We start from the raw sequence: 26,203 nt of genomic DNA, 5'->3' as shown, positions 1-26,203 counted from the left end.
GTACCCCAATCCGTGGTCCGAACCAGAGCTCGCCGGGGGGCGTCTTCCCTGGGTGACCACCTGGACCGACCGTGCCGGAATCCCTTCACGCTTCGTGACCGGTTGCCTGCAGCTCCTCCGGTTCGGGTGGCTCGAACTGGTGTCTTGCCTGTTCCCGGCGTTCCTGTTCGCCGGCCTGGCGGTCTCGAAGTACGTCGACCTGCCGATCGCCCGGTACGACGCGCTGCTGATCTACTGCCTCATGTTGACGATCCTGTTCTGGGCGGTCCGCCTGGAGACGTGGCGTGAGGTGGCGGTGATCTTCGCGTTTCACCTGATCGGACTGGGGCTGGAGCTGTTCAAGGTCCAGATCGGCTCCTGGCAGTACCCGGGCGACGCGGTCACGAAGTTCGCCGGCGTACCGCTGTTCGCCGGCTTCATGTACGCGGCCGTCGGCAGCTACCTGTGCCAGGCGTGGCGCCGCTTCGACCTCCGGGTCAGCAACTACCGCCCCGTGCTCACCACGATCTGCGCGGTCGGGATCTACGCGAACTTCTTCACCCATCACTGGATCCCCGACCTGCGCATCCCGATCACGGTCGCTCTGCTCTTCGTACTCCGACGCACGTGGGTCTTCTTCACCGTCGGCGTCCGCAGGTACCGGATGCCGCTCGCGGTGTCGTTCGCGCTGATCGGGTTCTTCCTGTGGATCGCGGAGAACTTCGGCACGTTCCTGGACGCGTGGAACTATCCGGACCAGGTCAGCGTGTGGCGACTCGTGCATCCGGCGAAGTTCGGTGCGTGGTCGTTGCTGGTCAGTATGAGCTTCGTACTGGTGGCGAGCGTGAAGGCGCTGGAAGGCCGGCTGTACCACCGCGGCACGACCGCAACGGTCGAGATCTCACCGCAACATCGCGATGCCAACCAACCTGCGGAGTAAGGCGTCTCTTGTGGTGTGAGGCGCTCCTGACGGGGAGCACTGGGGACAGAACCGTCTGATCTGCAAGGGGAAACGCCATGACCCGCAAGTTCGCCGCATTCGTCACGACGTTGGTTGCGCTCGCCGCGGTCGGCGGCTGGATGATGGCAGCCGCGGTCGGGCATTCGCGTCAGCCGCACCCGGCCGCAGCGACCACGCAGGCCTCGGCGACACCGACCGGCACTCCCACGGAGGCCGTCAGCAGTACGCCGACGCAGAGCACCCCGCCCTCGACGCCCGCCAAGCCGCTGCCGCCGAACCCAACGCTTGCCGCAGGCAACGGAAAGGTGCTGTTCCTGACCTTCGACGACGGACCGGACCCGACCTGGACCCCGCAGGTGCTGGCGACGCTGGCGCAGTACGGTGCGCACGCGACGTTCTTCGAGCTCGGCGAGATGCAGAGCGAGCACGCCGGGCTCCGCGAGCAGGTGCTTGCCGCAGGCAACACCATCGGCAGCCACTCGATCACGCATCCGCAGCTGACCGCGGTCTCGCCGGCGAAGCGGCACCACGAGATCTTCGACGGACCGCACTCCACCTGCTTCCGCCCGCCGTACGGCGCGACGAACACGAAGGTCCGCGCCGAGATCAAGGCGGCCGGCATGGTGCAGGTGCTGTGGGACGTCGACCCGCGGGATTGGGCCCGTCCCGGAACCAGCGCGATCGTGCACAACATCCTCACCCACGCGCACAGCGGCCGGATCGTCCTGATGCACGACGGCGGCGGGAACCGTACGCAGACGGTCGCGGCGCTCAAGCAGGTGCTGCCGGTGCTGAAGGCGCAGGGGTACACGTTCCCCGCCATGCAGTGCGAGCAGCGCTGAACCGCTGAACGTCGCAAGATGGACGTATGGACGCTTCCCGGCAGTTGCAGCGCCTGACCTCGGGGTTCCAAGTGACGCAGGCCGTGCACGTGGCCGCGGCGCTGCGACTGAGCGATCTGCTCGCCGAGGGTCCGAAGACCGCGGCCGAACTGGCCGAGCTCACCTCGTCGGACCAGGTCGCCCTCGGGCGCCTGCTGCGAGCACTGACAGCGCTCGGGCTGTACGAGGCGGCCGACGGGCGCTACCAGAACACGTCCCTCGGCGACGCGTTGCGGACCGATGCACCGCAGTCGATCGCCGGCTGGGCTCGGTACATCGGACAGGGGTCGCAGTGGCAGGCGTACGGCGCTCTCGAACACAGCGTCCGTACGGGCGAGACGGCGTTCTCGTCGGTGCACGGCGAGTCGCTCTGGTCGTACCGCGACAAGCATCCGGCGGAACGTGAACTGTTCGACGCCGCGATGGTGGCGATCTCGAAGACGCAGGCGGATGCGATCGCGGCGGCGTACGACTTCGGTCGCTTTCCGACCGTGGTGGATGTCGGCGGCGGACGCGGCCTGCTGCTGGGGACGATCCTGGCGCGCTACTCGTCGGTGGAGGGCGTGCTGTTCGACCAGCCCGCCGTCGTCGCGGAGGCGGTCGTCGGTTGCCGGGTCGTCGGCGGCAGCTTCTTCGAAGCGGTGCCCGAAGGTTCGTTGCACCTGCTCAAGTCCGTACTGCACGACTGGGCGGACGCGGAGGCGATCGCGATTCTCCGCAGCGTGCGGCGCGCGATGCCCTCTGACGGCCGGCTGCTGATCCTGGAGCAACTGCTGGATCAGGCACCGGATCCACTGCGGACCGCGTTCACCGATCTGAACATGCTCGTGATGACCGGCGGGCTGGAGCGCACCACCGACGAGTACCGAACGCTCCTCGCGGGCGCCGATCTGGAGTTGACACAGACGATCCCGACGTCCTCGGACATGTTCGTCCTCGAGGCCACACCAGCTTGAACGCCCGCCTGATTCGGAACTGAACCGGACCTCTTCCGGTACTTTCCCGGAACTCGGTGCGCAATGTCACCGAAACTGTCGGTGGCGTTCGGCACTATCGGTGACATGACGGGTACGACGATCTTGCTGATCCTGCTCTTCCTGGTGGTGGGGCTGCTGCTGGGTGCTGTCTTCGGCGTGCTGTGGGTGCGCGGGCGGGACGGCGCGCAGCTCGCGCGGATCACCGCCGAGCGCGACGCGGCCGAGGACCGCGTCGTCGAGCTGACCCAGGAGCGGACGAGCGTCGGCCAGCAGATGGGTGGTCAGGCCGTCGTCAAGGAGGCGCTGGATCGCCTGCACGCACAGCTGAATCAGCTCGAGAAGGGGCGCGCCGCGTGGCAGAGCCAGCTGCATCAGCAGGTGAACGAGGTGCGGATGAGCGGCGAGGCGTTGCGTCGCGAGACCGCGTCGCTGTCCACCGCACTGCGAAAACCGCAGGTGCGCGGGCGCTGGGGCGAGCTGCATCTGCGTCGTACGGTCGAGCTCGCCGGGATGGTGGCGCACTGCGACTTCACCGAGCAGGCGACGACCTTCGGCGAGGACGGCATCCTGCGGCCGGATCTCGTGGTGAGGCTTGCCGAAGGCAAGAATCTGGTCGTCGACTCGAAGGTGCCGCTGGCCGCGTTCCTGGACGCGAGCGAGTCCGACGACGCGGAGTTCCGCGAGGACCGCCTGCGGGCGCACGCCCGGCACCTGCGGACGCACGTCGACCAGCTCGCGGCGAAGGCGTACTGGACGCGGCTGTCGCCGTCGCCCGAGTTCGTCATCCTGTTCGTGCCGGGCGAATCGTTCCTGTCCGCGGCCCTCGACGTCGAGCCGTCCCTGCTGGAGTACGCGGCCGAGCGCCGGGTGATCCTGGCGACGCCGACCACGCTGATCGCGACGCTGCGCGCGGCGGCGTACGCGTGGAACCAGTCGGCGCTGACCGAGTCCGCCCAGCAGGTGTTCGAGCTCGGCCGCGAGCTGTACGAACGACTCGGCACGATGGGCGACCACCTGGGCCGGGTCGGCCGCTCCCTCACGTCCGCCGTCGAGGCCTACAACGGGACGGTCGGCTCCTTCGAGCGCCGCGTCTTCATCACCGCCCGCAAACTCCGCGACCTGCACGTCACCGAGTCCGAACTGACCGCCATGGAGTCCATCGAAGCATCCGTCCGCCCACTCACCGCCCCCGAGTTCCTGGCCCTCGAGGAGCCCCCCACCACCCACCGCTGGCCCCCCTCCCAAGCCGGCTGACCCATTCCCCGAACCGCCGATCGCCGCGAGTGCGGCCGACGCGTTGGTCGGGCCACTCGACCCCAACCACCACACGTCCACCCGGAACGCAGCGGTCCGCCCCCGGCAGAACAACCACCACCCACCACCAACACCCCCGGTCGACGACCACGGTCGACGGCCACGAACGGCGGTCCCGGTCATGGTCCCGGTCGGCGGCAGGCGGCCGGCTCGCGCTGCTTGAGGAGTGCGGCCGCCACACCACCAAGCGGACCTCAATCTCGAGTCCGTCGACGGCGTCACCGGCGAAACACGCCTCCCGCCCACCTCGCCCGTCCCCTGCAACCCGCCGACTTCCGCGCGGTTCGCCGAGTCGTGGCGAATGGTTCCGGCACCGGACACCGAGTCGTGGACAGTGGCTCGCGAAATGCGAATTTCGCAGCCTAAACGCACGACTCGGCGCGTTGACGGCTCCTGGCGCGGCCTCGAGTCGTGGATTTGGGTTGATTTGCGCAGCCGGAATCCACGACTCGACGGACGGTTGGCTCGCCAGACGAGGCTTGGCGCCACATCGACAGCCGACTCCGCCGAGTCGTGGCGAATGGTCCGAGGGGCGGGCGTGAGTCGTGGAAAGTGGCTCGCTAAATGCAGCCAACTTCCACGACTCGACATCCGGCGGCCGTCACCATGCGGGTCGGCGGTCAAGCGTCATCGGCGGCGCGGGCGTTGGCTGCGCGGAGGTTGGCGGCAGGGGCCAGCCGAGCGAGGGGTCTCGGCGCGGGCCTGGGCGCGCGCGAGTCGGCGGCGCGGGCGTTGGCTGCGCAGAGGGCTGGCTGCGCGGGGATCGGCTGGGTGGGGATCGGCCGGGTGGGGATCGGCCGGGTGGGGATCGGCCATGCGGGGATGGCCGTGCGGGGGGTGGCCGTGCGAGGGTGGCGGAAAGCCGACAGTGATGAGGTGTTGACAGTCGGTGTTGGTGGCACGCAACGATGAGAGCGCTCTCTCAAGCGGACGTGAGGAGAAATGATGCGCTTCAGAAACAGAGTGCTCGGGGTCGTCGCGGCTGCCGTGGCGGTGGCCGGGGTGCTGTCGGCGGCGCCGGAGCGGCCCGCCGACGCTGCGGTCCCGGCGACGATTCCGTTGACGATCACCAACAACTCGGGTCGTGGCGACCCGGTCTACATCTACAACCTCGGCACCAACCTGGCGACCGGGCAGCAGGGCTGGGGCGACGCATCCGGCACGTTCCACGCCTGGCCGGCCGGCGGCAATCCGCCCACCCCGGCGCCGGACGCGTCGATCGCGGGCCCGGCGAACGGGCAGTCGGTGACGATCCAGATGCCGAAGTTCTCCGGCCGCGTCTACTTCTCGTACGGGCAGAAGCTCGTCTTCAAGCTCACCACCGGCGGCCTGGTGCAGCCCGCCGTACAGAACCCGAGCGACCCGAACCGGAACATCCTGTTCAACTGGTCGGAGTACACGCTCAACGACGGCGGGCTGTGGATCAACAGCACCCAGGTCGACATGTTCTCCGCCCCGTATGCGGTCAGCGTGAACTCCAGCACCACCGGCCACCTCAAGTCCGGCGGGTACAACGCGGTCTACAACTCGCTCCGGAACGCCGCCGGCGGCTGGGGCGGCCTGATCCAGACCGCGCCCGACGGCACGGCGCTGCGCGCGCTGTCCCCGACGTACGGCGTCGAGATCGGCGCGCTGCCGGCGAGCGCGATGGACGACTACATCAACCGGGTGTGGTCGAAGTACAGCTCGGAGACGCTGACCGTCACGCCGTTCGGCGACCAGCCGGACACGAAGTACTTCGGCAAGGTGTCCGGCTCCGTCATGAACTTCGCCAACAGCGCGGGCGCCGTCGTCACCTCGTTCCAGAAGCCCGACTCGGCCAGCGTGTTCGGCTGCGCCAAGTTGCTCGACGCACCGAACGACCAGGTTCGCGGCCCGATCTCCCGGACGTTGTGCGCCGGGTACAACCGCTCCACCCTGCTGACGAACCCGAACCAGCCGGACGCCAGCGACGCGAACTTCTACCAGGACGCGGTCACCAACCAGTACTCGAAGATCATCCACTCGCAGATGGTCGACGGGCGCGCGTACGGGTTCGCGTTCGACGACGTCGGCAACCACGAGGCGCTCGTGCACGACGGCAACCCGCAGCAGGCCGCACTGATCCTGGATCCGCTCAACTGAGTCCCGAGGCTTGACTCTTCAATCCGTTAGTGGCAACTTACCGTTCGTGGATACTTACGGATCACTGCAGGCGGTCGGACCGGTGCTGGACGCACTGGGCGACCCGACCCGCCGGGTGATCCTCGAGACGCTGCGGACAGGCGGGCCGTGCTCGGTCGGTGTACTCGCCGAGCACGTGCCCGTCAGCCGGCCCGCGATCTCGCAGCACCTGAAGGTGCTCGGCGCGGTCGGTCTGGTGCAGCACGAGTCCCGCGGGACGCGGAACATCTACCGCGTCCAGCAGGCCGGGCTCGACGAGCTGCGCAGCTGGCTCGACCAGTTCTGGGGCGACGCGCTGCAGGCGTACGCAGACCACGTGCGGCGAACTGCTCAGGGGACCGAGGAGGAACGGAAATGACTGTGGAACAAGACATCTCACCGCTGGTGAAGACCGTGGTCGTGCCGGTCGGTGTCGATCGCGCCTTCGAGGCGTTCACGGCGGAGACGTCGGCGTGGTGGCCGCTGTTCAGCCACTCGGTCGGCGAGGCGGCCGCACACGAAGTACGGCTGGAAGGCGCCGTCGGCGGACGCATCGTCGAGCACGGTGCCGACGGCGAGATCGCGACCTGGGGCACGGTCTCGGAGTGGGACCCGCCGGCCGGGCTCAGCTTCAGCTGGCACCCGGGCGGCGATCCCGCGGAGGCCGGGCAGGTGACGGTCACCTTCGCCACGGCCGGCGACGGCACCGAGGTCAAGCTCGTGCACTCCGGCTGGGAGCGCGGCGACGGCGGCCGGGCCCGGCTCAGCTACGACACCGGCTGGGACTACGTGCTGGGCAAATACGTGGAGTTCGCCCGATAGTAGGCAGATGCTGCCTGCCGACGCCCTGGAGCCTTCGCTGCGCCCGCACGGCGAATCGGTCATGCTGCCGCGTGCGGCGTACGTCGACCCCGACGTCCTGACCTGGGAGCGTCGGAACTTCTTCGCGGGGACGTGGACCTGCCTCGGGCGCGTCGACGAGTTGGCAGCCGGTACGACGTACCGCGAGGTGACCGTCGGGGACATCGCAACCGTGGTGACGTTCGGCGAGCGGCCGCGGGCGTTCGCCAACGTGTGCAGGCATCGCGGGCACGAGCTGCTGCAGCGTGACGAGACCAGCGATCGGCGCGCGGTGGTGTGCCCGTACCACGGCTGGTCGTACGAGCTCGACGGCTCGGTGAAGGCCGCGCCACGGATGGGCGACACGTTCGACACGATGCCGTACGGGCTGGTCGAGCTGCCGGCCGAGGTATGGCAGGGCTGGCTGTTCGTGAACGCGACCGGTACGGCGACGGCGTTCGCGGACCATCTCGGCGGACTCACCGGCCTGGTCGCCCCGTACGCGCCGGAGACGCTGGCCCTGAAGGCGCGGCACACGTACGACGTGGCGGCGAACTGGAAGACGATCGTCGAGAACTACCACGAGTGCTACCACTGCCCGCTGATCCACCCCGAGCTGTGCAAGGTGTCACCGCCGACCTCGGGCGACAACTGGGACCTGCCCGGAGCCTGGGTCGGCGGGCTGATGGATCTACGGCCGGACGCCGAGACGATGTCGCTCGACGGCCGGTCCCACGGCATCCCGATCGATGGCGTGGATCCGCGCCGGGTCAACTACCTCGGCCTCTTCCCGAACCTGCTCATCTCGCTGCACCCCGACTACGTGATGACCCACCGCCTGGAGCCCCGTACGCCGGGCCGCACCACGATCGAATGCTCCTGGTACTTCCCCGCAGGAGTGTCCGATCCGTCGTACGCGGTGGAGTTCTGGGACATCACCAACCGCGAGGACTGGGCCGCCTGCGAGTCGGTGCAGCGCGGCGCCGAGTCACCGCACTACCGCCCCGGTCCGCTGGCCCCGGCGGAGGACGCCGTCTACCAGTGGGTCACGATGATTGCCCGCGGCTACCTCGGCAAGTCACTCGGGACGTCGCGCTGACATCGGCCCGGAGTACCGCTCAACCTTTCCGGCCCGCTCAGGCATCACAAGTCTGACCGAGTTGAACGAGATGGGGGTTGGGATGGATCCAGGACGCGACCACGAATTCGCCGAGTTCGTGGACGGGCGGTTCACCGCACTGCAGCGGTTCGGATATCTGCTGACGGGTGAATGGCATCTTGCCGAGGATCTGGTGCAGACCGCGCTGACGAAGGTGTGGTTCCACCGGAATTCCTTGCGCAGCGGCACCGCGCTGGAGAGCTACACCCGGACCGTGATGGTGAACACCAGCACGCAGTGGTGGCGCCGGAAGTGGCGCGGCGAAACACCGACCGAGCAGCTGCCCGAGCACGGGGCGCAGGAGCAGTACGGCACGGTCGACGACCGGGACCTGTTGCTCCGCGCACTCGCGACGCTGCCCCGCCGTACCCGCGCGGCGCTGGTCCTGCGGTACTTCGAAGATCTTCCGGAGGCCGAGATCGCCCAGATCATGGGCTGCTCGATCGGCACCGTGAAGTCGAGCGTCTCCCGCGGGCTGGCGAAGCTCCGCGAACACGAACTGATCACCGCGATCCCCAGCACGAGTCCCGCCGCGATGCGCCCCACGGTCCAGAAGGAGGGCTGACATGACCGACGATCTGAAGAACAAGTTCGAGCAGCTGGTTGCCGATCCGCCGCCGCCGAGCACAGTGCCCAGCGAGGCCGTGTTCGCCCGGGTCCGGACGGCACGACGCCGGCGTACCGCCGGTGCGCTCACCCTGACCGCCGCCGCAGTGGTCGCCGTGGCGTTCGCCGTCAACAACGTCACCGACATCGACGGCCGCCCACCGGTCTCCAACACCCCGAGCGTCGTGGCACCGACAAGCACGCCGCCGCCGTCATCCACCCCCACTACAACACCCACACGAACCCCGTCAGCGCCCGGAACCACCGGCAGCACGTCGGTGCACGTGGGCGCCGTACATACCCCGAACCCGAACACCCAGAACACGAACACCAACACGCCGCCGCCGGTCTCGACGTCGAGCAGCTCGAACACGCCGGCCGCACCGCGGCTCAGCCTGGACGTCAGCCTGCACCCGACCGTCAAAGGCCGGGTGGTGACGGTGAACATGACCGCCAAGGGAACGGTCCGGGTGCCGGTCGGCGACGACAAGTCCGGCTCGTTCACCTCTGTTCTCGGCAGCGAGAACTACACGTTCGGCGACGGCCAGCAGAACGGTTCGGACGCCGGCACGGTCAACTGCGTCGACTCGCACACGACGAAAACCGGGCAGCAGACGAGGGCGCTGATCGACTGGATGTCGCCCGCGCCGACGCCGCCGAGCAATCACACGTACACGAAGGCAGGCACCTACAAGATCAGCTACACGGTCCGGTACTGCGGCGCGAAGGGCTGGGTCCCGGTGACCGCGACGGCGAACGTGACGGTCAAATAGTCCAGGCGTGGTCGGAGGTGCCGGTGGTGGGGAGGCCGGCTGCCTTCAGGTCGGTGCGCAGGTCGCGGGGGAGAGCGAACGTCAGGCTCTCCTCCGCAGCCGTGATCTCGCGTACGTCGCCGTACCCACGCTCGGCGAGCCAGCGCAGTACGTCCCGGACGAGCACCTCGGGGACGCTCGCGCCGCTGCTGACCCCGACCGAGTCCACACCCTCCAGCCAGGCCTCGTCGATCTCGTCTGCGAAGTCGACCAGGTAGCCGGCCTTCGCACCGTGCTCCACCGCGACCTCGACCAGACGCACCGAGTTCGACGAGTTCCGGGAGCCGACGACGAGCATCAGGTCGGCCTCGGGCGCGAGCTTCTTGACCGCGGCCTGCCGGTTCTGGGTGGCGTAGCAGATGTCGTCGCTCGGCGGATCCTGCAAGTGCGGGAAGCGCTCGCGCAGCCGGCGTACCGTCTCCATGGTCTCGTCGACGGACAATGTGGTCTGGGACAGCCAGACGACCTTCTCGGGGTCGCGGACGGTGACATTCGGTACGTCGTCGGGTCCGTCGACCAGGTGCACGTGCTCGGGGGCCTCGCCGGCGGTGCCGATGACCTCCTCGTGGCCCTCGTGGCCGATCAGCAGGATGTCGTAGTCGGTCGCGGCGAACCGCTTCGCCTCGTGGTGCACCTTGGTGACCAGCGGGCAGGTCGCGTCGATCGTCTTCAACTGCCGGGAGGCGGCCTCTTCGTGCACCACCGGGGCAACGCCGTGCGCCGAGAAGATCACCGTCTCCCCCTCGGGCACCTCGGCGGTCTCGTCGACGAAGATCGCGCCGCGCTTCTGCAGGGTCTGCACGACGTACTTGTTGTGCACGATCTCCTTGCGCACGTACACCGGCGGCCCGTACAGATCGAGCGCCTTCTCGACCGCCACCACGGCGCGGTCCACGCCCGCGCAGTACCCACGCGGCGCCGCCAGCAGCACCCGCTTGGTCGTCGTACCGGTCTCCTCAGTCACGCCGCCCATCGTACGGGCCGCGATCGACACGCCCACATCGGACAGTGTGAACAGCGTCACCACGGAAGGTACATCGGGGAGCCGCCCGCCCTGTCCGGGCGGCTCCTCCGTGGGAGGTGTTACCAGTGCGTTAAGAATGCCTGGGAAAACCCTTGTCCGCAAAGGGTTTTCGGGCCCAGGCGCGGAGGGCGGCGAAGTGCTTGCCGGTCAGACCTACGGTTGCGTCGACCGGAAGGATCAGTTGGCCGGGGAAGCGTTCCCGCTCCGGCTTGCCGATCTCGTCGTCGACCCAGGCGAACGGGCGATCGCCAACCCAGTCGGCGATGTACGGCGCCTTCCAGGACCCACGGCGTACCGGCGAACGGTCAGGCCAGAGGATCGTTGGCAGCTCAGGCAGCCCGAGAAGCGGGCCGAGCAGGCGATTGGCGCCGTGCTCCCAGCTGCTCGCCCACACGAGGTCGAAGCTGGACGTGAGGTCGTTGAGCTCCACGCCGTGCTGTGGATTCAGCAGGATCCGCCAGGTCTTCGCCCCCTCGGTGATCTGGTGGCGCTGGTACCCAGGCGGGATGCCGTCGGCGGCGTGCGGGTTGAGCGGTCCGTCGAAATCCAGCAGCAGGAGTGGGCGCATTACTCAACGTTAGGGATTGTCGGTGCGGGGCCGTAGGGTCTTGGGCGTGGCTTTGGAGACGTCGCCGGAAGCGCCTGCGGCCGTTCGCACGATCGCGAACGGGATTGCGAGCTGGATCAACCAGCTCGGGTCCGTGTGGGTCGAGGGGCAGCTGACGGACGTCTCGATCGGGCGCGGTACGACGACGGTGTTCGGCACGCTCCGCGACACCGATGCGGACATCTCGCTGCGGTTCACCTGCAACCGACGGGTGTTCGAGGCCGTCGAGGTCCGGGACGGTTCGCGCGTCCTGGTGCACGCCAAGCCGAACTTCTTCGCCCGGCGCGGGACGCTCGCGCTCGCGGTCAGCGAGATCCGGCACGTCGGGATCGGCGAGCTGCTCGCCCGGATCGAGCGGCTCAAGCAGCTGCTCGGCGCGGAGGGCCTCTTCGAGTCGTACCGCAAGCAGAAGCTGCCCTTTCTGCCGCACACGATCGGCCTGATCTGCGGGCGGGACTCGGCGGCCGAGCGCGACGTCCTGGAGAACGCGAAGCGCCGCTGGCCGGCCGTCGCGTTCCGGATCGAGTACGCGTCGGTCCAGGGACCGTCGGCGGCCGGCGAGGTGATGCAGGCCTTGCGGAAGCTGGATGCGGACGATTCGGTCGAGGTGATCGTGATCGCCCGCGGCGGCGGGTCGCTGGAGGACCTGCTCCCGTTCTCCGACGAGGGTCTGATCCGTGCGGTGTCGAAGACTCGTACTCCGGTGGTGAGCGCGATCGGTCACGAGCCGGACTCGCCGCTGCTCGACCTGGTCGCGGACCTGCGCGCGTCGACACCGACCGATGCGGCGAAAAGGATCGTGCCCGACGTCCGCGAGGAGCTCGACGGCGTCCGGATGCTGCGCGAACGGGGGCTGCGGGCGATCACGTCCTGGCTGGATCGCGAGACGCACGCACTGGCCTCGATCCGTTCGCGCCCGGCCCTCGCGGCGCCGGTCACGGACCTGCAGCGGCGCTCCGACGAGGTCGCGGCGCTGATCGAGCGCAGCCGCCGGACGCTCACCCATCGACTCGACCGGGCGAGCGACGACATCGCGCACCGGCTGGCAAGCGTCCGGGCGCTGTCCCCGAAGGCGACACTCGAGCGCGGATACTCGGTGCTCCAGCTGGCCGACGGGACCGCGGTCCGGGAGGTGGCGCAGGTGGCGCCGGGAGACCTGCTGCAGGCGCGGGTCAGTGACGGCCGGTTCACGGTCGAAGTCAAGTCCGAGGAGAACGCGTGAGTGCCGACCGACCTGAGATGACCTACGAGCAGGCCCGCGAGGAGCTCGTCGACGTGGTCCGCAAGCTCGAAGCCGGCGGCACGTCGCTCGAGGAATCCCTGGCCCTGTGGGAGCGCGGCGAGGAGCTCGCCGGCACCTGCCAGCGCTGGCTGGACGGCGCCCGCGAACGCCTCACCAAAGCCCAAGCCGCCCACGAAGAAAAACCCAGCAACTGAACACGCGGTTGGCGACGCGGCTCGCTCGTCCTGCCGATCTTCTCGGGGCCGCCGAGGCACGGGTCGCCAGCTGGCACGCCGCTTTCACCGGCCTGGTCCCCCAGGACTTCCTGGACGCAATGGACCCGACCGCGATCGCCGCATCCTGGACCGACAGCATTGCGGCCGGGCGCTCGCGGCTGCACGTTGCGTTGCTCGACGGCGACGTGATCGGGTACGCGGGCGTCGGGCCGGAGCGTGATCCACAAGCCCCGGCGAACACCGGCGAGTTGTACGCGCTGTTCGTCCACCCCGACCACTGGGGAACCGGCGCCGGCCGCGCGCTGACCGACGCCGCCTGCGCCGACCTCCGTGAGTCCGGGTGTGACAGCGTCCAGCTATGGGTGCTCGAGGCAAATAATCGGGCGCGGCGGTTCTACGCGCGCTACGGGTTCGTGGAGACCGCGGGCCGGGCGTACTCGTCGCTGAACGACCTGCCCGAGGTCAGGATGTCAGCAAGCTTGTAGCCACCGCGCGGAGGCCGGCTTTCAAGCGGTCGAGCTCGAAGCCCTGGGCGCGTAGGGCGTTGTGCAGGTCGGCCGCGAGCGGTGCCAGCAGGGCGTGGGCGGTGTAGTCGGCGTCCAGCTCTGGGCGGGCGGCTTCGATCAGGTGCGACAGGTGGCGGTGCCACAGGTGGTACGAGCCGATGCGGTAGCGCGCACCGTCCGAGGCGTTCTCGCTGTCCATGAACAACGCGGCGTGCCGGTCGAGCAGGTCGAGGTACGCCTCGAGGAACGCAGTCACGCGGACCAGCGGCGTGGCACCCGGACCGAGCGGTGGCGGCCCGCTGAGGATCTTGGCCTGCAGTTCCTGTTCACGCTCGTCCAGCAGCGCGACAGCGAGCCCTGCACGATCACCGAACCGCCGGAACACGGTCCCTTTCCCGACGCCCGCCTCCGCGGCGATCGTGTCGAGCGAGACGTTCTTCACCCCGTGCTCGGTGAACAGCCGCTCGGCCGCCTCCAGTACGCGCAGGCGATTGCGCCGCGCATCGGCTCGCTCCGGCCGTGACTCACCCACGATCGGCAGACCCTGTTGTGAAGCGGACTGCGGTCCGGTACTGTCGTTCATAAGACGGACTGTAGTCCGCTAACGACTTCGGAGGAAGCACATGAGCAACACGAACGCGCGGATCGCCGTCGCGTACCACTCGGGCTACGGGCACACCGCGAAGCAGGCGGAGGCAGTCGCCGCCGGCGCCGCCTCGGTTCCGGGGACGACCGTCGACCTGGTGCCGATCGACGACCTGACCGAGGACGTGTGGGCCCGGCTGACCGCTGCGGACGGCATCGTGTTCGGCGCGCCGACGTACATGGGTAGCCCGAGTTGGGTGTTCAAGAAGTTCGCCGAGGAGAGCGTCCGGATCTGGGCCGCCGACCTCGCCTGGCGGGACAAGATCGCGGCCGGCTTCACGAACTCGAAGGCGATGTCCGGCGACAAGCTGAACAGCCTCGTCGACCTGGCCGTGTTCGCTGCGCAGCACGGGATGATCTGGGTCGGTCTCGACATCTACCCGGGCTGGGCGGAGAGCACCGCGAGCATCGAGGATCTCAACCGGCTCGGCAGCTGGCTGGGCGCGATGGCGCAGTCCGACGCGGACCTGTCGGCGGAGAAGGCGCCGCCGGCCACCGATCTGCGTACGGCGTCGGCGCTCGGGGCCCGGGTCGCGAGCGTCACGCACCGGCACCTGCGGGGAGCACAGGCGGCCTGATGGCCTGGATCGTTCTGCTCGCCGCGGCGGCGTTCGAGATCGCGTTCGCGCTCAGCCTTAAACCCAGTGAGGGGTTCAGCCGGCTGTGGCCGACGGTCGGTGTTCTCGTGTTCGGGGTGATCTCGGTTGCCCTGCTCGCGAAGACGCTCGACCGTCTCCCGGTCGGTACGGCCTACGCGATCTGGACCGGCGTCGGCTCGGTCGGCGTGGTGACGCTCGGCATCGTCTTGTTCCACGAGCCGGTCACCCCCACCCGCCTGGCTTGCCTCGCCCTGATCGTCACCGGCGTCATCGGCCTCCGCCTCGCCGGCGCCGACTAACCCACCCACACAGCCCCCCACCCCGTCCCGCTCCCCCCGTCCCGCACCCCGCGTCCCGCACCCCCGCCCCGCTCTACCCCGTCCCGCTCCGGGCATCCCGTCCCGGTCCCCCGTCCCACCCAGCTCACATTTGCTGGGTAGGCCAGTCAAATGCGGGGTTCCACACCCGTATAACGCGTCACGAACCCCCCATTTGACTGGCCCACCCAGCAATTTGCCTGGCCTACCCAGCAAATGCGGGGGGACGGGGCGGGGGGCAGGTGGTGGTGCGGCGGCGCGGACGGGGCGGGGTGTGCGTCAGGTGTGGTGCGGAAGGCGCGGAAGGCGGGTCAGGTGGTGGTGCGGCGGCGGGGGCGGGGGTGTTGGGGCGCCAGCGCGGAGTGCGGGAGGTCTTCCGGTGCGGCGGGGTGGCCGGAGAGCAGTTGGTGGTACGCGGACCAGGTGGTGGCGCGCGGCGGCATGTTGCCGATGGCATCGACTCGGGTGACCGGGTGGGTGCCGTCGTTGATCGGGTCCCAGAGGTCGGCGTCGCTGCGCAGGTTGCGGAGCTCGCCGAACAGTTCGCGCCCGAACCAGCACGGATGGCCCTCGCCGTCGTCGTACCGGCAGACGCCGATCGGGGTGGCGACCTCGGCGACCAGCGACCAGACGGTCGCCGAGGTGACGCCGGGCTGGTCACCGAGCAGTACGACGATGCCGTCGGCGCGCCGGTCGACGGCATCCAGCGCGGGCACGATCGAGGCGCTGCCGGTGTCGGCGTGCGGCGACTCGACCACGCGGACGCCGTCCAGGTCGATCCGGTCGTGGATCTGCTCCGACGCGGTCCCCAGCGTCACCACCAACTGGTCGAACCCGCACTCACGCGCACTGTCGAGCGCGGCGCCGAACAACGTCCCGCCCTCGTAGGCGAGCAACTGCCACGGCGCACCGAGATGCGGTGAACTGTCGGCCCCCAGTACAAGCCCCGTGATGAACATCGGCGATCAACTCCGCGCCCGGGACGGCGTGGCCATAGGAGACTCTTTCCGCTGGTCCCCGAGCGTACAAGCCGAGCTTCGATCGAACCGCTTGCCGTGGGCACGTGTCAACGACCGTCCGGAAAGTGGGCGGAAATGCCCGGGAAATGGTCAATACCGGCCAGTTCAGGTCAGCACAAAGGCCCGGATCAGCTCAATGCAGAGCCGAAGCGAACGCTTCAAGCGCCGGATAGCCGGCATTCCCGGTGACGATCGTGGTGACGCCGGAACCCACCAGGATCAAGGCGTTCTCGTTCTTCCGGTCGAGCAGGATCTTCCGCTGCCAGGTGACCCCGGCGACCGTCGAGGTGCCGTCGTCGGACGTCCGGCCGAGCTTGTCGGTGGGGAATTTGCCGGTGGTCACATTCGACTGCTCGAGGCCGACGTATTTCTTCTCGTTCGTCACGGTCCCGAGGTGCCAGGTGATCGGCTCCTGCTGCGGGTGCCGGAAGTCCACGCTGGTCGCGGCCCATCCGGCCGGCATCGGCTCCGGCCCGCGGACCCACGGCGCGGCCTTGCGGGCGTCCTGCAGTTGCGCGGTGTACTCGACCGCGTTCACCTTCTCCTGCTTGGGCCGCCACGTCACGATGATCAGGAACGCTGCGACGGCCAGGCAGATGGCCAGCGCGAACACCATGTTCCCGACGGTCTGCGACTTCGCCTTGTCCCGCCGGTACGCCTGCCGGTACTCGTTCGCCTCCGCCTGGACCTGCGCCTTCTCCCGGGCGGCCGCCTCCGCCTGCTCCTGCGCCGTTTCGGGAGCGGCAGCCTCGCCGGAACCGCCCTGACCTGTGGAACTCATGCTCACAGTGTCTCGCGACGCGCAATCCGCCCGAACACCGCCCAAGGGCGTTGGCTACGATCCGTTCACATGAGCGAGTGCAGCAGGCGAACCAGAGGCAGCGGCCGAGCCGACCAGTCGCCCGTGATGCGCTGCGGCTCCGAGTCCGCCCGATGAGCGCACCCGTGCTCGTCATCGGCGAGGCTCTCGTGGACATCGTGGTTCCCGGCCCGGCCGGCAAGCCGCGGAACGGCAACGGCAAGACCAAGGCGATCCCCGGTGGTTTCGCGGCGAACGTCGCGGTCGGTCTGGCCCGGATGGGCGTGCCGACCGAGTTGGTCGCCCGCTTCGGCACCGACACGTACGGCGATCTGCTCGGCGCGCACCTGTTCGGGAACGGCGTCCAACTCGCCCCCGGGACGATCGACCCCGGGTTCCGGACCAGCACTGCCACCGCGACGCTGGATGCCGACGGCGTGGCGACCTACAAGTTCGACATGACCTGGGACCCGCCGGCGCTGTCGCTGCGGCGCGGCTGTCCGGTCATCCACACCGGCTCGATCGCGACCATGCTCGAACCCGGCGCAACCGCGATCCGCGCGTTCCTGGAGTCGGTGGCCGACCAGCCGGTGAGCGTCACCTTCGACCCGAACGCGCGACCGGCGATCACACCGGACCCGGTGGTCGCATGGTCCGCCGTACAGACGATCGCCGCGTTGTCCGACCTGGTCAAGCTGAGCGACGAGGACTGCGCGTTCTTCCGGCCGGGGGTTCCGCTGGAGGACATCGCGGCGGAACTGCTGACCGCGGACCGGACGCAGTGTGTCGTCATCACGCGCGGCGGCGAGGGCGCGATCGGGATCGGCCGCGAGGTCCGCGTCGAGGTACGAGCGCCGTCGATCGAGGTCGTCGACACCGTCGGCGCCGGTGATTCGTTGATGGCCGCACTGATCACCGGACTGCTGCAGCGGGGGCTGCTCGGCGATCGCCGGCTGGCCGGGCTGACCACCGAGGACCTGCGCGACGTCGTGGACTACGCGGTACGGGCGGCCGCGATCACCTGTACGCGGCATGGTGCCGACCCGCCGTCCGCGACCGAGTTGGCAGCCGAGCGGGGTTCCTGACGGTGTCCGCCGAGGCCTGGTCCTCCGAGCTGGAGGCCAAGGGCCGCGTCGCGTTTCCTCCGCGCCGCGGACGGCTCGCCGTACGGCTGGCCGGTTTCGCTCTGCTGATGGTGCTCTCGGCGTGGACGAACGTCGACCACCTGCGCGCGGACGGTGTGTCCGGCGCCCTCGGCGTACTCCGGCTGACCGCGCTCGCGGCGTTCGTCTACGGCACCGGACTGACCGCGTGGCAGCTGCTCACGAACCGCCCGGTCATCACGGTCGACGCCGAAGGCATCACTCGCGGCCGCAGCCTGCGCTGGTCGGGCATCACCAGCATCGGCGACCCGTCCGGCTTCCCGCTCGCCCGCGCCGTCCAGGTCAATCCGGCGGACCGCCGTACGCGCCCGATCTCCATCCCCCAGGACAACGTCGAGGACCTCGACGCCCTCACCCCCTGGCTCCGCTCGCTCCACGAGCAGCACCGGGGCCTGTGTGATGATCCAGCGCCGTAGCGAGGAGGTGCTCGGTGCGGTAGCTCGGCGTGCGGGGGCGAAGGTCTCGATGCGGAGCATCGTGGCCTTTGCACCCGTGCGGCGAGATGCCGTGCCGAGCACCTCCTCGCTACGGCGCTGGATCATCACACAGGCCCCCTAGCTGACTGAGCTCCGGACGGCGCTGAGGTGCTCGCGGGACCGGGTGGCGGCGAGCTCCGGGTCCTTCTCGCGGATCGCGTCCGCGATCGCCTCGTGGGCAGCCTGGTCGTGCCGGTGGCGGTGCTCGTCGTCGAGTTTGAGCATGTCGATCATCGCCCGCCGGATGCGCGGCACGAAGGTGTCGAACAGCTCGGTCAGTACGGCGTTGTGCGCGGCCGTCACCACGGCGCGGTGGAAGGCGAGATCGGCCTCGATGTACCAGTCGTCCGGCGCGTTCGCGGCCGCGCGCTTGCGGTCGGCGAGCGTGTAGCGGAAGTTCTTCAGGTCACCCGGCGTACGACGAGAAGCGGCCAGCCGGGCGCCTTCGGTCTCGATCGCCAGCCGTCCCTCCAGGACGTCGGTGATGTCGGCCTTCCGCAGGACCTTGTCCCAGTCCTCGGCGGCCTGCAGCGCGATCACGAACACGCCCGCGCCCTGCCGGCTCTCCAGCACCCGGCGGCCGGCCAGCTCGCGAACCGCCTCGCGGATCGTCGACCGGCCGACGCCGAGCTGCGCGGCGAGCGTGGTCTCGCCCGGGAGTTTGGCGCCGAGCGTGAACTCGCCGCTCCCGATCCGGCGCAGCAGCTCCTCGGCGGCCTGCTCGGCGAGTGGGTGACGGCGAATCATGCGGGTCAGGATAGCCGGAGCTGAGTTGTCAGCTTGTCTGAGGAGTTGATACGGTGCTCGGCATGCGCAAGCTTCCGGGTCTCCTCCTTCTTGGCCGCCACGGCGGGAGCTGATCGACCGGCGCTCCCACCGTGGAGTGCAGTCGTCCGCCGGTCCTCCACCGTCTTGGAAGGACCCACACCATGAACCGTCAGCAGCCCTCCCCGATGCCCAGCCACCGGTACCGCGACATCTTCGCCAAGGTCCCGGTCGCACCCGTCGCACGCACCTGGCCCGACCGCCGGATCACCGAAGCACCGCTCTGGGTGCCGGTCGACCTCCGCGACGGCAACCAGGCCTTGGCCGAGCCGATGGACCCCGAGCGGAAGCGCAAGTTCTTCGAGCTGATGGTTGCCATCGGCTACAAGGAGATCGAGGTCGGGTACCCGTCCGCGTCACAGACCGACTTCGACTTCGTACGGTTGCTCGCCACGTCGGATCTGGTCCCGGACGACGTCACGATCGTGGTCTTCACACCGGCCCGCCCGGACCTGATCGCCCGGACGGTCGAATCCGTCCAGGGCATCCGCGGTGACGTCGTCATCCACATGTACGCCGCGACCGCGCCGGTGTGGCGGGACGTCGTCCTGCGCCGTACGCGGGACGAACTGGCGTCGATGATCTACGCCGGATCGGAGGAGATCCTGCGCCTGGCCGGCGACTCGGTGCGGTTCCAGTTCTCGCCCGAGGTGTACAACCTGACCGAGCCGGACTACGTACTGGAGCTGGCCGACCACCTGACCAAGCAGTGGGACGCGACCGCGGACCGGCCCGTCATCCTGAACCTGCCGGCCACGGTCGAGGTCGCGACACCGAACGTGTACGCCGACCAGATCGAGTACATGCACCAGAACCTGCCGCGCCGCGACGGCGTGATCTTGTCCGTACATCCGCACAACGACCGCGGTACCGGCATCGCCTGCGCCGAGCTCGCCGTACTCGCCGGAGCGCAACGCGTCGAGGGCTGCGTCTTCGGCAACGGTGAACGCACCGGGAACGTCGACATCGCCACGCTCGCCCTCAACCTGCACGCGCAGGGCGTCGACCCGATGATCGACTTCTCCGACATCGACGGCATCCGTTCGGTGGTCGAGTACTGCACCCGGATGCCGATCCATCCGCGGCATCCGTACGTCGGGGAGCTCGTCTACACAGCCTTCTCCGGAACCCACCAGGACGCGATCCGCAAGGGGTTCGCGATCCAGGGCGACGGGCTGTGGGAGGTGCCGTACCTGCCGATCGATCCGGCCGATGTTGGGCGTGGGTACGAGGCTGTCGTACGGGTGAACAGCCAGTCGGGTAAAGGTGGGATCGCCCATGTGCTGGAGTCTGTGTACGGCATCCGGCTGGATGCCGATGCCGAGCGGTCGTTTGCGCAGCGGGTGCAGCAGCACACGGATGCGACCGGGCGGGAAGCCGGCGCAGCGGAGCTGAAGGCGTTGTACGAGGAGGTTTACGGGTGCTCGAACTGAAGGACGTCGACTTCGTCCGGGACGGCAAACTGCTGCTCTCCGGGGTGTCGCTGACCGTGGGCCCGGGCGAGCGCTGGGCGCTGCTCGGGCCGAACGGCGCCGGCAAGAGCACGCTGCTCGGGCTGTGCGGCGCCGTCACGCACCCGACCCGCGGCACGGTCGAGATCCTCGGCCGACGGCTCGGTACGGTCGACATCCGCACGCTGCGCGAGTCGATCGGGCACGTCAATCCGCGGCATCCGGTCCGGTCGCCGCTGAGCATCCGGGACGTCGTACTGACCGGCCTGACGGGCACGATCGAACGGATGCCGCGCTGGCAGCCGACGGCCGCTCAGGAACAGCGCGCCGACGAGCTCATCGACCTGCTCGGCATCGGCGCACTCGCCGCAGCGCCCTGGACCACCATCTCCCAGGGCGAACGCGGCCGCGCCTTGATCGCCCGCGCCCTCATCTCGGACCCCCAACTACTCCTGCTCGACGAACCGTCGACCGGCCTGGACGTCGCGGCCCGCGAACAACTCCTCGAAACCCTCGACCACATCCACACCACCCACTCGCACCTGGCCTGGCTCCTGGTCACCCACCACCTCGAAGAACTCCCCACCTGCACCACCCACGCCGCCCTCCTCCGCGAAGGCCACATCCTCTCCGCAGGCCTGGCCGAAGACGTCCTCACCACCCCACTGATCACCCGAACCTTCACCCACCCCATCCAAATAACCCACCACGCCGGCCGCTGGACCGCCACCACCCACCGGCAACAGCCCCAGTGAACGCCGCCTAAGCATCAGGCGAGGGCTGAGTGGATGGGGATGGGGATGGGGTCAGGTGAGGCCGAGGCGTTTGGTTAGGCGGGGGCCTCGTTTGATTTTGATTTCGCCGAGGATGGCGGTGCCGCGGATGTGGAAGCGTTTGGGGGCGTTGGGCCGGGCGTTCGGGTCGGGGACGGCTTTCAGGCCGGCTTCCTGTTCGGTGATGGAGCCGAGGACGGGGTTGCTGTCGAGCAGGACGACCGCGTTCTGCGGGATGCGGATCTTCACGTCGGCGAGGATCGACTTCACGTCGATGTAGATCTCGTCGAACGGGATCTGCGCCTCGGTGTAGTCGAGCGTCACGTCTCCGAGCACCGCGTGCACCTCCTGGCGCTGCGGGACCAGCCAGTTGCCCGTCCGCTTGGTGTCGGACAGGAAGACGTTGATCACCGGGCCGGACTCCACCAGCGCGCCGCTGTACTCCGGGGTGGTGGACGCCACACCCTGCGACTGTGGTGCGCGCGGCCCGTTCGGCAGGTCGGAGGTCAGTTCGACGAGCTCGCCGTACGTCTTCGAGGCGTACAGCGTCTCCAGGCGATCCTCGAGCTCGGAGTACGACAAGCGCCCCTCGCCCGCGGCGTCGCGCAGTACGTCAGCGACCTCCTCCCGCTCGAGATCGGACACCCGCCGCCGCAGCGCCGGGTCAACCTCGACCGGTGCGGGCACGGCGTCCTGCGGTCGGTTCTCCTGGGGAACGTCATCCTGAGCCACGGCAAAACCATACGCGGGACACGCAGCCCGTGCCGCCAGTTTCTCCCCCCATTCACCCCTGACCAGACCCCTGATGCCGAGGGGTAGCCTTTGGGCGTCCAGTCCAGTTCGTGTGGAGGTACGCCCGGTGTCTGCCGACTTCAACTACTCCGATCTGCTGCCGTTGGGTGCCGACGAGACGGAGTACCGGCTGCTGACGACGGAAGGTGTCAGCACCTTCACCGCGGGCGATCGGACGTTCCTGCAGGTGCAGCCCGAGGTGCTGCAGCAGCTCACCGCCGAGGCGATGCACGACATCTCGCACTACCTGCGGACCGCGCACCTCGAGCAGTTGCGCCGGATCATCGACGACCCGGAGGCCTCCGGGAACGACCGGTTCGTCGCGCTCGATCTGCTGAAGAACGCGAACATCTCGGCCGGCGGCGTGCTCCCGATGTGCCAGGACACCGGCACCGCGATCGTGATGGGCAAGAAGTCCGAGGGCGTGCTCACCGGGGCGGTCGACGAGGAGTGGATCAGCCGCGGCGTGTACGACGCGTACACCAAGCTGAACCTGCGCTACAGCCAGATGGCCCCGCTGACCATGTGGGACGAGAAGAACACCGGCTCCAACCTGCCCGCACAGATCGAGCTGTACTCCACGCCGGGCACCACCGACCCCGCGTACAAGTTCCTCTTCATGGCCAAGGGCGGCGGCTCGGCGAACAAGTCGTTCCTCTTCCAGGAGACCAAGGCGGTGCTGAACCCGTCGCGGATGATGGAGTTCCTGGACGAGAAGATCCGCTCGCTCGGTACGGCCGCGTGCCCGCCGTACCACCTCGCGGTCGTCGTCGGCGGTACGTCGGCGGAGTTCGCGCTGAAGACCGCGAAGTACGCCTCGGCGCACTACCTGGACACGCTGCCGAGTGCGGGATCACCCGTAGGGCACGGGTTCCGGGACGTGGAGCTCGAGGAGGAGGTCTTCAAGCTGACGCAGGAGTTCGGGATCGGGGCGCAGTTCGGCGGGAAGTACTTCTGCCACGACGTCCGCGTGATCCGGCTGCCGCGGCACGGTGCGTCCTGCCCGGTCGCGATCGCGGTCTCCTGCTCGGCGGACCGGCAGGCGCTGGCGAAGATCACGCCGGAGGGTGTGTTCCTGGAGCAGCTCGAGCGGGACCCGGCGCGGTTCCTGCCGGACACCACCGACGAGCACCTCGACGACGCGTCGGACGTCGTACGGATCGATCTGAACCGGCCGATGGCGGAGATCCGCGCGGAACTGTCCAAGCTGCCGGTGAAGACGCGGCTGTCGCTGAGCGGGCCGCTGGTGGTGGCGCGGGACATCGCGCACGCGAAGATCAAGGAGCGGCTGGACGCAGGTGAGGAGATGCCTTCTTATCTGCGGGATCACGCTGTGTATTACGCCGGGCCGGCGAAGACACCGGAGGGGTACGCGTCCGGATCGTTCGGGCCGACGACGGCGGGGCGGATGGATGCGTACGTCGACCAGTTCCAGGCGGCCGGTGGGTCGTTCGTAATGCTTGCCAAGGGCAACCGGTCGGCGAAGGTGACAGCAGCGTGCAAGGAGCACGGCGGGTTCTACCTCGGCTCGATCGGCGGTCCGGCGGCGCGGCTGGCGCAGGACTGCATCAAGTCCGTCGACGTGATCGAGTACGCCGAGCTCGGCATGGAAGCGATCTGGAAGATCCAGGTCGAGGACTTCCCCGCCTTCATCGTCGTCGACGACAAAGGCAACGACTTCTTCACCGACACCCGCAAACCGGTCCCCCTGACCGTACGCCCCCGCACCTGACACCAAGCCCGCAGCAGCACCACGGCCAGGCACGCCCCGCAGCTGCAGGCAGGCCCCCACCGCTGCAGGGTCCTTCGTTGCTGTCGGGGGTTCTCTGCTCGTACACCAGTGGAGAACCCAGCACGCGAGCGGATATCCCCCCGTGTGATCGGGGCGGGGTGCGCGCCGAACTCGCCACCCGCGGCCGGGCGGCGGGGCAGTGGGCGGTGGGTTGTTGTCAGGTGTGGAGTTGTTCGGCTATCAGCGTTGGTTGGTGGGTGGTTGGGGCGGTGGGTACTCGCCAGGCCGGCGGTGCTGACCAGGACTGCCAGTTGTCGCAGAACGGGGCCGCCCAGGACTCGATGTCGCGGATCGCGGCCCGGGCGTCGGCGACGATTCGCTCCGCCTCGGCCGCCGTGAAGCGCCCGGCGCTGACCGCGGCCTCCAACTCGTCCTCGTCCTTCCACTCGATGGTGCGATCCGGACGGATCCACAGGTCGAGTACGTGATCGACCGTGCTGGTACGCCGGGCCGCCTGGTCGCGGACATGTTCACGCTCGAGGTTCACGTACCAGCCGTGGAAGGCGCCGTCCGCTCCCCAGAAACACCAGACCGACCAGGGCTTCCCCGCCGGTGACGCCTTGAGGATCCCGGTGCCGTGCCAGATGTCGAGCTTGAGCACCCGCGGCTCGGTGAACATCCCGGTCGGGCCGGCATGCCGGAGCTCGCGCCCGTCGGCGAGGACGGGCTTGAGCAGCGGCGTACCAGGGGCGAGCCAGGCGACCAGCCCGTCCGCGTCGTCGCGCACGACCGTCATCGGTCGTACGTTCGGCTTGTCTGCGTGCTGCCCGGTGCCCTCGTACACCCACTCGATGGTTGTTCCCGGCTCCCAGTACTGCGTCCCGCCGTCGGTCACGACTGCGCCGGGCGGGTCATCGACAGCACGTCGAGCGCGGCGTCCAGCTGCTCCTCGGTGAGGTCGCCCTTCTCGACGTGACCGTTCTCGATGACGACCTCGCGGATCGTCTTCCCTTGTTTCAAAGCGCTCTTGGCAACCGCGGCAGCGTTCTCGTACCCGATGTAGCGGTTCAGCGGCGTGACGATCGACGGCGACGACTCGGCCAGCGCGCGGGCGTGGTCGACCTTCGCCGTGATGCCGTCGACGCAGCGGTCGGCGAGCAGGCGGGCGCTGTTCGCCAGCAGGGTGATCGATTCGAGCAGGTTGCGTGCGATCACCGGAAGCATCACGTTCAGCTCGAAGTTGCCGCCGGCACCGGCCACGGTGATCGTGGTGTCGTTGCCGATCACCTGCGCGGCGACCATCAGCGTCGCCTCGCAGATCACCGGGTTCACCTTGCCGGGCATGATGCTCGACCCGGGCTGCAGGTCCGGCAGGGCGATCTCGCCGAGACCGGCGCGCGGGCCGGAGCCCATCCAGCGCAGGTCGTTGCAGATCTTCGTCAGGCTGACCGCGACGGTCTTGAGCTGTCCGGACAGCTCGACCAGCCCGTCCCGCGCACCCTGCGCCTCGAAGTGGTCCTCGGCCTCGCTCAGCTCCAGCCCGGTACGCCGGTTCAGCTCGGTGATCACCGCGGCCGCGAAACCGGGCGGCGTGTTGATCCCGGTGCCGACCGCGGTCCCGCCGAGTGGCAGCTCGGCAACCCGCGGCAAGGTCGCGCGGACCCGGGCCGCGCCGCGCCGGATCTGCTGCGCATACCCGTTGAACTCCTGGCCGAGCGTCACCGGCGTAGCGTCCATCAGGTGCGTCCGGCCGGACTTCACCACCTCGGCGAACTCAGATCCCTTACGGGCAAGGGAATCGACGAGGTGCTCCAGCGCCGGCAACAGCTCCTGCACGACGCCCGCGGTGGCCGCCACGTGGATCGCGGACGGGAACGTGTCGTTGCTGGACTGGGACGCGTTGACGTGGTCGTTCGGGTGCACGTCCGCGCCGAGCGAGCGGGTGGCGAGAGTGGCCAGGACCTCGTTGACGTTCATGTTCGTCGACGTACCGGAACCGGTCTGGAAGACGTCGATCGGGAACTCCGCGTCGTACTCCCCCGCGGTGACCTGGTCCGCGGCGGCGACGATCGCGGCCGACCGGTCCGCGTCGAGGACGCCGAGCGAGGCGTTCACCACCGCGGCCGAGGCCTTGATCTGCGCCAGTGCGTGCACCAGCTCCGGCGCGAGCGGCCGCCCGGAGATCGGGAAGTTCTCCACGGCACGTTGCGTCTGAGCCCGCCACAATGCGTCCCGAGGCACCTTCACCTCGCCCATCGTGTCGTGCTCGATCCTGAACTCCACGTCATCACCCATACCTGCAGAGTACTTCGATCGGAACTGTCGGAACGCCCTGATAGACAAGCT

The 26,203-nt window shown here is 68.9% G+C and carries 29 protein-coding genes; 20 read left to right on the top strand and 9 right to left on the bottom strand.

The features are described from left to right. Positions 1-52 precede the first annotated feature (52 nt). From ACGFI6_RS34310 to ACGFI6_RS34265, 10 genes are all read left to right on the top strand, one after another. Complete coding sequence (locus ACGFI6_RS34310) at positions 53-919, top strand: DUF817 domain-containing protein (RefSeq protein ID WP_393126079.1); 867 nt, start codon at positions 53-55, stop codon at positions 917-919. Positions 920-996: 77 nt separating this feature from the next. Next, positions 997-1,782 (top strand): polysaccharide deacetylase family protein, encoded by a 786-nt coding sequence (locus ACGFI6_RS34305; RefSeq protein WP_393126077.1) that lies wholly within the window; start codon positions 997-999, stop codon positions 1,780-1,782. A 26-nt stretch (positions 1,783-1,808) separates the two neighbouring features. Then, on the top strand, positions 1,809-2,777 hold the full coding sequence (locus ACGFI6_RS34300) for a methyltransferase (RefSeq protein WP_393126075.1): 969 nt from the start codon (positions 1,809-1,811) through the stop codon (positions 2,775-2,777). A 105-nt stretch (positions 2,778-2,882) separates the two neighbouring features. Further along, complete coding sequence (locus ACGFI6_RS34295) at positions 2,883-4,052, top strand: DNA recombination protein RmuC (RefSeq protein ID WP_393126073.1); 1,170 nt, start codon at positions 2,883-2,885, stop codon at positions 4,050-4,052. Positions 4,053-5,054: 1,002 nt separating this feature from the next. Then, a complete protein-coding gene (locus tag ACGFI6_RS34290; protein ID WP_393126071.1) occupies positions 5,055-6,236 on the top strand; it encodes a glycoside hydrolase family 64 protein in 1,182 nt (393 codons plus the stop codon). Positions 6,237-6,282: 46 nt separating this feature from the next. Beyond that, positions 6,283-6,633: an ArsR/SmtB family transcription factor gene (locus tag ACGFI6_RS34285; RefSeq protein WP_393126069.1), complete on the top strand. Its 351-nt coding sequence runs from the start codon at positions 6,283-6,285 to the stop codon at positions 6,631-6,633. Continuing rightward, positions 6,630-7,076, top strand: a complete 447-nt coding sequence (locus tag ACGFI6_RS34280; RefSeq protein ID WP_393126068.1) for an SRPBCC domain-containing protein — start codon at positions 6,630-6,632, stop codon at positions 7,074-7,076. Before ACGFI6_RS34285 ends, ACGFI6_RS34280 begins: the two co-directional genes overlap by 4 nt. A gap of 7 nt (positions 7,077-7,083) precedes the next feature. Beyond that, positions 7,084-8,193, top strand: a complete 1,110-nt coding sequence (locus ACGFI6_RS34275) for an aromatic ring-hydroxylating dioxygenase subunit alpha (RefSeq protein WP_393126066.1) — start codon at positions 7,084-7,086, stop codon at positions 8,191-8,193. An 82-nt stretch (positions 8,194-8,275) separates the two neighbouring features. After that, a complete protein-coding gene (locus tag ACGFI6_RS34270) occupies positions 8,276-8,818 on the top strand; it encodes a SigE family RNA polymerase sigma factor (RefSeq protein ID WP_393126064.1) in 543 nt (180 codons plus the stop codon). Position 8,819: 1 nt separating this feature from the next. Next, the gene (locus tag ACGFI6_RS34265) at positions 8,820-9,632 is read left to right on the top strand and encodes a hypothetical protein (RefSeq protein WP_393126062.1); all 813 of its coding nucleotides are present in this window, start codon (positions 8,820-8,822) and stop codon (positions 9,630-9,632) included. Here ACGFI6_RS34265 and ACGFI6_RS34260 read toward each other — a convergent pair. Then, positions 9,625-10,644 carry a 4-hydroxy-3-methylbut-2-enyl diphosphate reductase gene (locus ACGFI6_RS34260; protein ID WP_393126381.1) on the bottom strand — a complete coding sequence of 340 codons (1,020 nt, stop codon included), beginning with the start codon at positions 10,642-10,644 and terminating at the stop codon, positions 9,625-9,627. The two genes, ACGFI6_RS34265 and ACGFI6_RS34260, sit on opposite strands and share 8 nt — an antisense overlap. A 121-nt stretch (positions 10,645-10,765) precedes the next feature. Then, positions 10,766-11,263 (bottom strand): HAD domain-containing protein, encoded by a 498-nt coding sequence (locus ACGFI6_RS34255; protein ID WP_393126061.1) that lies wholly within the window; start codon positions 11,261-11,263, stop codon positions 10,766-10,768. Positions 11,264-11,309: 46 nt separating this feature from the next. Between ACGFI6_RS34255 and xseA the strand changes: the two genes are divergently transcribed. The 3 genes from xseA to ACGFI6_RS34240 are packed head-to-tail and all read left to right on the top strand — an operon-like array spanning position 11,310 to position 13,245. Then, on the top strand, positions 11,310-12,524 hold the full coding sequence (xseA, locus tag ACGFI6_RS34250; protein ID WP_393126059.1) for an exodeoxyribonuclease VII large subunit: 1,215 nt from the start codon (positions 11,310-11,312) through the stop codon (positions 12,522-12,524). Next, positions 12,521-12,739 carry an exodeoxyribonuclease VII small subunit gene (locus ACGFI6_RS34245; protein WP_393126057.1) on the top strand — a complete coding sequence of 73 codons (219 nt, stop codon included), beginning with the start codon at positions 12,521-12,523 and terminating at the stop codon, positions 12,737-12,739. The genes xseA and ACGFI6_RS34245 overlap by 4 nt, the downstream gene beginning before the upstream one ends. 8 nt (positions 12,740-12,747) lie before the next feature. After that, complete coding sequence (locus tag ACGFI6_RS34240; RefSeq protein ID WP_393126055.1) at positions 12,748-13,245, top strand: GNAT family N-acetyltransferase; 498 nt, start codon at positions 12,748-12,750, stop codon at positions 13,243-13,245. Here ACGFI6_RS34240 and ACGFI6_RS34235 read toward each other — a convergent pair. Continuing rightward, positions 13,223-13,849, bottom strand: coding sequence for a TetR/AcrR family transcriptional regulator (locus ACGFI6_RS34235; protein WP_393126053.1), 627 nt, complete (start codon positions 13,847-13,849; stop codon positions 13,223-13,225). The two genes, ACGFI6_RS34240 and ACGFI6_RS34235, sit on opposite strands and share 23 nt — an antisense overlap. Before the next feature lie 40 nt (positions 13,850-13,889). Here ACGFI6_RS34235 and ACGFI6_RS34230 point away from each other — a divergent pair, with 40 nt between their 5' ends. Both ACGFI6_RS34230 and ACGFI6_RS34225 read left to right on the top strand, forming a co-directional pair. Beyond that, complete coding sequence (locus ACGFI6_RS34230; protein WP_393126051.1) at positions 13,890-14,489, top strand: flavodoxin family protein; 600 nt, start codon at positions 13,890-13,892, stop codon at positions 14,487-14,489. Beyond that, positions 14,489-14,809, top strand: a complete 321-nt coding sequence (locus ACGFI6_RS34225; RefSeq protein WP_393126049.1) for a DMT family transporter — start codon at positions 14,489-14,491, stop codon at positions 14,807-14,809. Before ACGFI6_RS34230 ends, ACGFI6_RS34225 begins: the two co-directional genes overlap by 1 nt. A 329-nt stretch (positions 14,810-15,138) precedes the next feature. Here ACGFI6_RS34225 and ACGFI6_RS34220 read toward each other — a convergent pair whose 3' ends face one another. After that, on the bottom strand, positions 15,139-15,786 hold the full coding sequence (locus tag ACGFI6_RS34220; RefSeq protein WP_393126047.1) for an NTP transferase domain-containing protein: 648 nt from the start codon (positions 15,784-15,786) through the stop codon (positions 15,139-15,141). 193 nt (positions 15,787-15,979) lie between these two features. After that, positions 15,980-16,627, bottom strand: a complete 648-nt coding sequence (locus ACGFI6_RS34215; protein ID WP_393126045.1) for a DUF4245 domain-containing protein — start codon at positions 16,625-16,627, stop codon at positions 15,980-15,982. Between the two features lie 152 nt (positions 16,628-16,779). On the opposite strand from ACGFI6_RS34215, the gene ACGFI6_RS34210 reads away from it, so the two are divergent. Further along, positions 16,780-17,730 carry a carbohydrate kinase gene (locus tag ACGFI6_RS34210; protein WP_393126043.1) on the top strand — a complete coding sequence of 317 codons (951 nt, stop codon included), beginning with the start codon at positions 16,780-16,782 and terminating at the stop codon, positions 17,728-17,730. A 2-nt stretch (positions 17,731-17,732) separates the two neighbouring features. After that, a complete protein-coding gene (locus ACGFI6_RS34205; RefSeq protein WP_393126041.1) occupies positions 17,733-18,224 on the top strand; it encodes a hypothetical protein in 492 nt (163 codons plus the stop codon). Between the two features lie 138 nt (positions 18,225-18,362). On the opposite strand, the gene ACGFI6_RS34200 is transcribed toward ACGFI6_RS34205, so the two are convergent. Then, positions 18,363-19,031: a FadR/GntR family transcriptional regulator gene (locus ACGFI6_RS34200; RefSeq protein WP_393126039.1), complete on the bottom strand. Its 669-nt coding sequence runs from the start codon at positions 19,029-19,031 to the stop codon at positions 18,363-18,365. 182 nt (positions 19,032-19,213) lie between these two features. Here ACGFI6_RS34200 and ACGFI6_RS34195 point away from each other — a divergent pair, with 182 nt between their 5' ends. Beyond that, a complete protein-coding gene (locus ACGFI6_RS34195; protein WP_393126037.1) occupies positions 19,214-20,542 on the top strand; it encodes a 2-isopropylmalate synthase in 1,329 nt (442 codons plus the stop codon). Further along, entirely contained in the window at positions 20,530-21,315 is a 786-nt protein-coding gene (locus ACGFI6_RS34190) for an ABC transporter ATP-binding protein (protein WP_393126035.1), read from the top strand. The genes ACGFI6_RS34195 and ACGFI6_RS34190 overlap by 13 nt, the downstream gene beginning before the upstream one ends. 51 nt (positions 21,316-21,366) lie before the next feature. On the opposite strand, the gene ACGFI6_RS34185 is transcribed toward ACGFI6_RS34190, so the two are convergent. Beyond that, positions 21,367-22,065: a DUF1707 domain-containing protein gene (locus ACGFI6_RS34185; protein ID WP_393126033.1), complete on the bottom strand. Its 699-nt coding sequence runs from the start codon at positions 22,063-22,065 to the stop codon at positions 21,367-21,369. A 73-nt stretch (positions 22,066-22,138) separates the two neighbouring features. Here ACGFI6_RS34185 and ACGFI6_RS34180 point away from each other — a divergent pair, with 73 nt between their 5' ends. Continuing rightward, positions 22,139-23,857, top strand: a complete 1,719-nt coding sequence (locus tag ACGFI6_RS34180; RefSeq protein WP_393126031.1) for a fumarate hydratase — start codon at positions 22,139-22,141, stop codon at positions 23,855-23,857. A 217-nt stretch (positions 23,858-24,074) separates the two neighbouring features. Here ACGFI6_RS34180 and ACGFI6_RS34175 read toward each other — a convergent pair whose 3' ends face one another. Together ACGFI6_RS34175 and ACGFI6_RS34170 are read right to left on the bottom strand one after the other, a co-directional pair. Continuing rightward, the gene (locus tag ACGFI6_RS34175; RefSeq protein ID WP_393126029.1) at positions 24,075-24,752 is read right to left on the bottom strand and encodes a DUF402 domain-containing protein; all 678 of its coding nucleotides are present in this window, start codon (positions 24,750-24,752) and stop codon (positions 24,075-24,077) included. After that, on the bottom strand, positions 24,749-26,152 hold the full coding sequence (locus ACGFI6_RS34170) for a class II fumarate hydratase (RefSeq protein ID WP_393126027.1): 1,404 nt from the start codon (positions 26,150-26,152) through the stop codon (positions 24,749-24,751). The genes ACGFI6_RS34175 and ACGFI6_RS34170 overlap by 4 nt, the downstream gene beginning before the upstream one ends. Positions 26,153-26,203: the final 51 nt, after the last annotated feature.

Origin of the sequence: Kribbella sp. NPDC048928 (genome assembly GCF_043197975.1) — a bacterium.
Taxonomy (GTDB): Bacteria; Actinomycetota; Actinomycetes; order Propionibacteriales; family Kribbellaceae; genus Kribbella.
The sequence above is the reverse complement of the archived record's forward strand: the minus strand, read 5'-3'. Positions and strand labels throughout refer to the sequence as shown.

What these genes read in the sequence shown, in the direction of transcription:
- ACGFI6_RS34195 (WP_393126037.1), top strand. Translation starts at nt 19,214, where the DNA reads ATGAACCGTCAGCAGCCCTCCCCGATGCCCAGCCACCGGTACCGCGAC.
- ACGFI6_RS34300 (WP_393126075.1), top strand. Translation starts at nt 1,809, where the DNA reads ATGGACGCTTCCCGGCAGTTGCAGCGCCTGACCTCGGGGTTCCAAGTG.
- ACGFI6_RS34270 (WP_393126064.1), top strand. Translation starts at nt 8,276, where the DNA reads ATGGATCCAGGACGCGACCACGAATTCGCCGAGTTCGTGGACGGGCGG.
- ACGFI6_RS34295 (WP_393126073.1), top strand. Translation starts at nt 2,883, where the DNA reads ATGACGGGTACGACGATCTTGCTGATCCTGCTCTTCCTGGTGGTGGGG.
- ACGFI6_RS34290 (WP_393126071.1), top strand. Translation starts at nt 5,055, where the DNA reads ATGATGCGCTTCAGAAACAGAGTGCTCGGGGTCGTCGCGGCTGCCGTG.
- ACGFI6_RS34235 (WP_393126053.1), bottom strand. Translation starts at nt 13,849, where the DNA reads ATGAACGACAGTACCGGACCGCAGTCCGCTTCACAACAGGGTCTGCCG.
- ACGFI6_RS34260 (WP_393126381.1), bottom strand. Translation starts at nt 10,644, where the DNA reads ATGGGCGGCGTGACTGAGGAGACCGGTACGACGACCAAGCGGGTGCTG.
- ACGFI6_RS34280 (WP_393126068.1), top strand. Translation starts at nt 6,630, where the DNA reads ATGACTGTGGAACAAGACATCTCACCGCTGGTGAAGACCGTGGTCGTG.
- ACGFI6_RS34275 (WP_393126066.1), top strand. Translation starts at nt 7,084, where the DNA reads ATGCTGCCTGCCGACGCCCTGGAGCCTTCGCTGCGCCCGCACGGCGAA.
- ACGFI6_RS34265 (WP_393126062.1), top strand. Translation starts at nt 8,820, where the DNA reads ATGACCGACGATCTGAAGAACAAGTTCGAGCAGCTGGTTGCCGATCCG.
- ACGFI6_RS34230 (WP_393126051.1), top strand. Translation starts at nt 13,890, where the DNA reads ATGAGCAACACGAACGCGCGGATCGCCGTCGCGTACCACTCGGGCTAC.
- ACGFI6_RS34220 (WP_393126047.1), bottom strand. Translation starts at nt 15,786, where the DNA reads ATGTTCATCACGGGGCTTGTACTGGGGGCCGACAGTTCACCGCATCTC.
- ACGFI6_RS34255 (WP_393126061.1), bottom strand. Translation starts at nt 11,263, where the DNA reads ATGCGCCCACTCCTGCTGCTGGATTTCGACGGACCGCTCAACCCGCAC.
- ACGFI6_RS34180 (WP_393126031.1), top strand. Translation starts at nt 22,139, where the DNA reads ATGCCGAGGGGTAGCCTTTGGGCGTCCAGTCCAGTTCGTGTGGAGGTA.
- ACGFI6_RS34200 (WP_393126039.1), bottom strand. Translation starts at nt 19,031, where the DNA reads ATGATTCGCCGTCACCCACTCGCCGAGCAGGCCGCCGAGGAGCTGCTG.
- ACGFI6_RS34170 (WP_393126027.1), bottom strand. Translation starts at nt 26,152, where the DNA reads ATGGGTGATGACGTGGAGTTCAGGATCGAGCACGACACGATGGGCGAG.
- ACGFI6_RS34305 (WP_393126077.1), top strand. Translation starts at nt 997, where the DNA reads ATGACCCGCAAGTTCGCCGCATTCGTCACGACGTTGGTTGCGCTCGCC.
- ACGFI6_RS34225 (WP_393126049.1), top strand. Translation starts at nt 14,489, where the DNA reads ATGGCCTGGATCGTTCTGCTCGCCGCGGCGGCGTTCGAGATCGCGTTC.
- ACGFI6_RS34215 (WP_393126045.1), bottom strand. Translation starts at nt 16,627, where the DNA reads ATGAGTTCCACAGGTCAGGGCGGTTCCGGCGAGGCTGCCGCTCCCGAA.
- ACGFI6_RS34210 (WP_393126043.1), top strand. Translation starts at nt 16,780, where the DNA reads ATGAGCGCACCCGTGCTCGTCATCGGCGAGGCTCTCGTGGACATCGTG.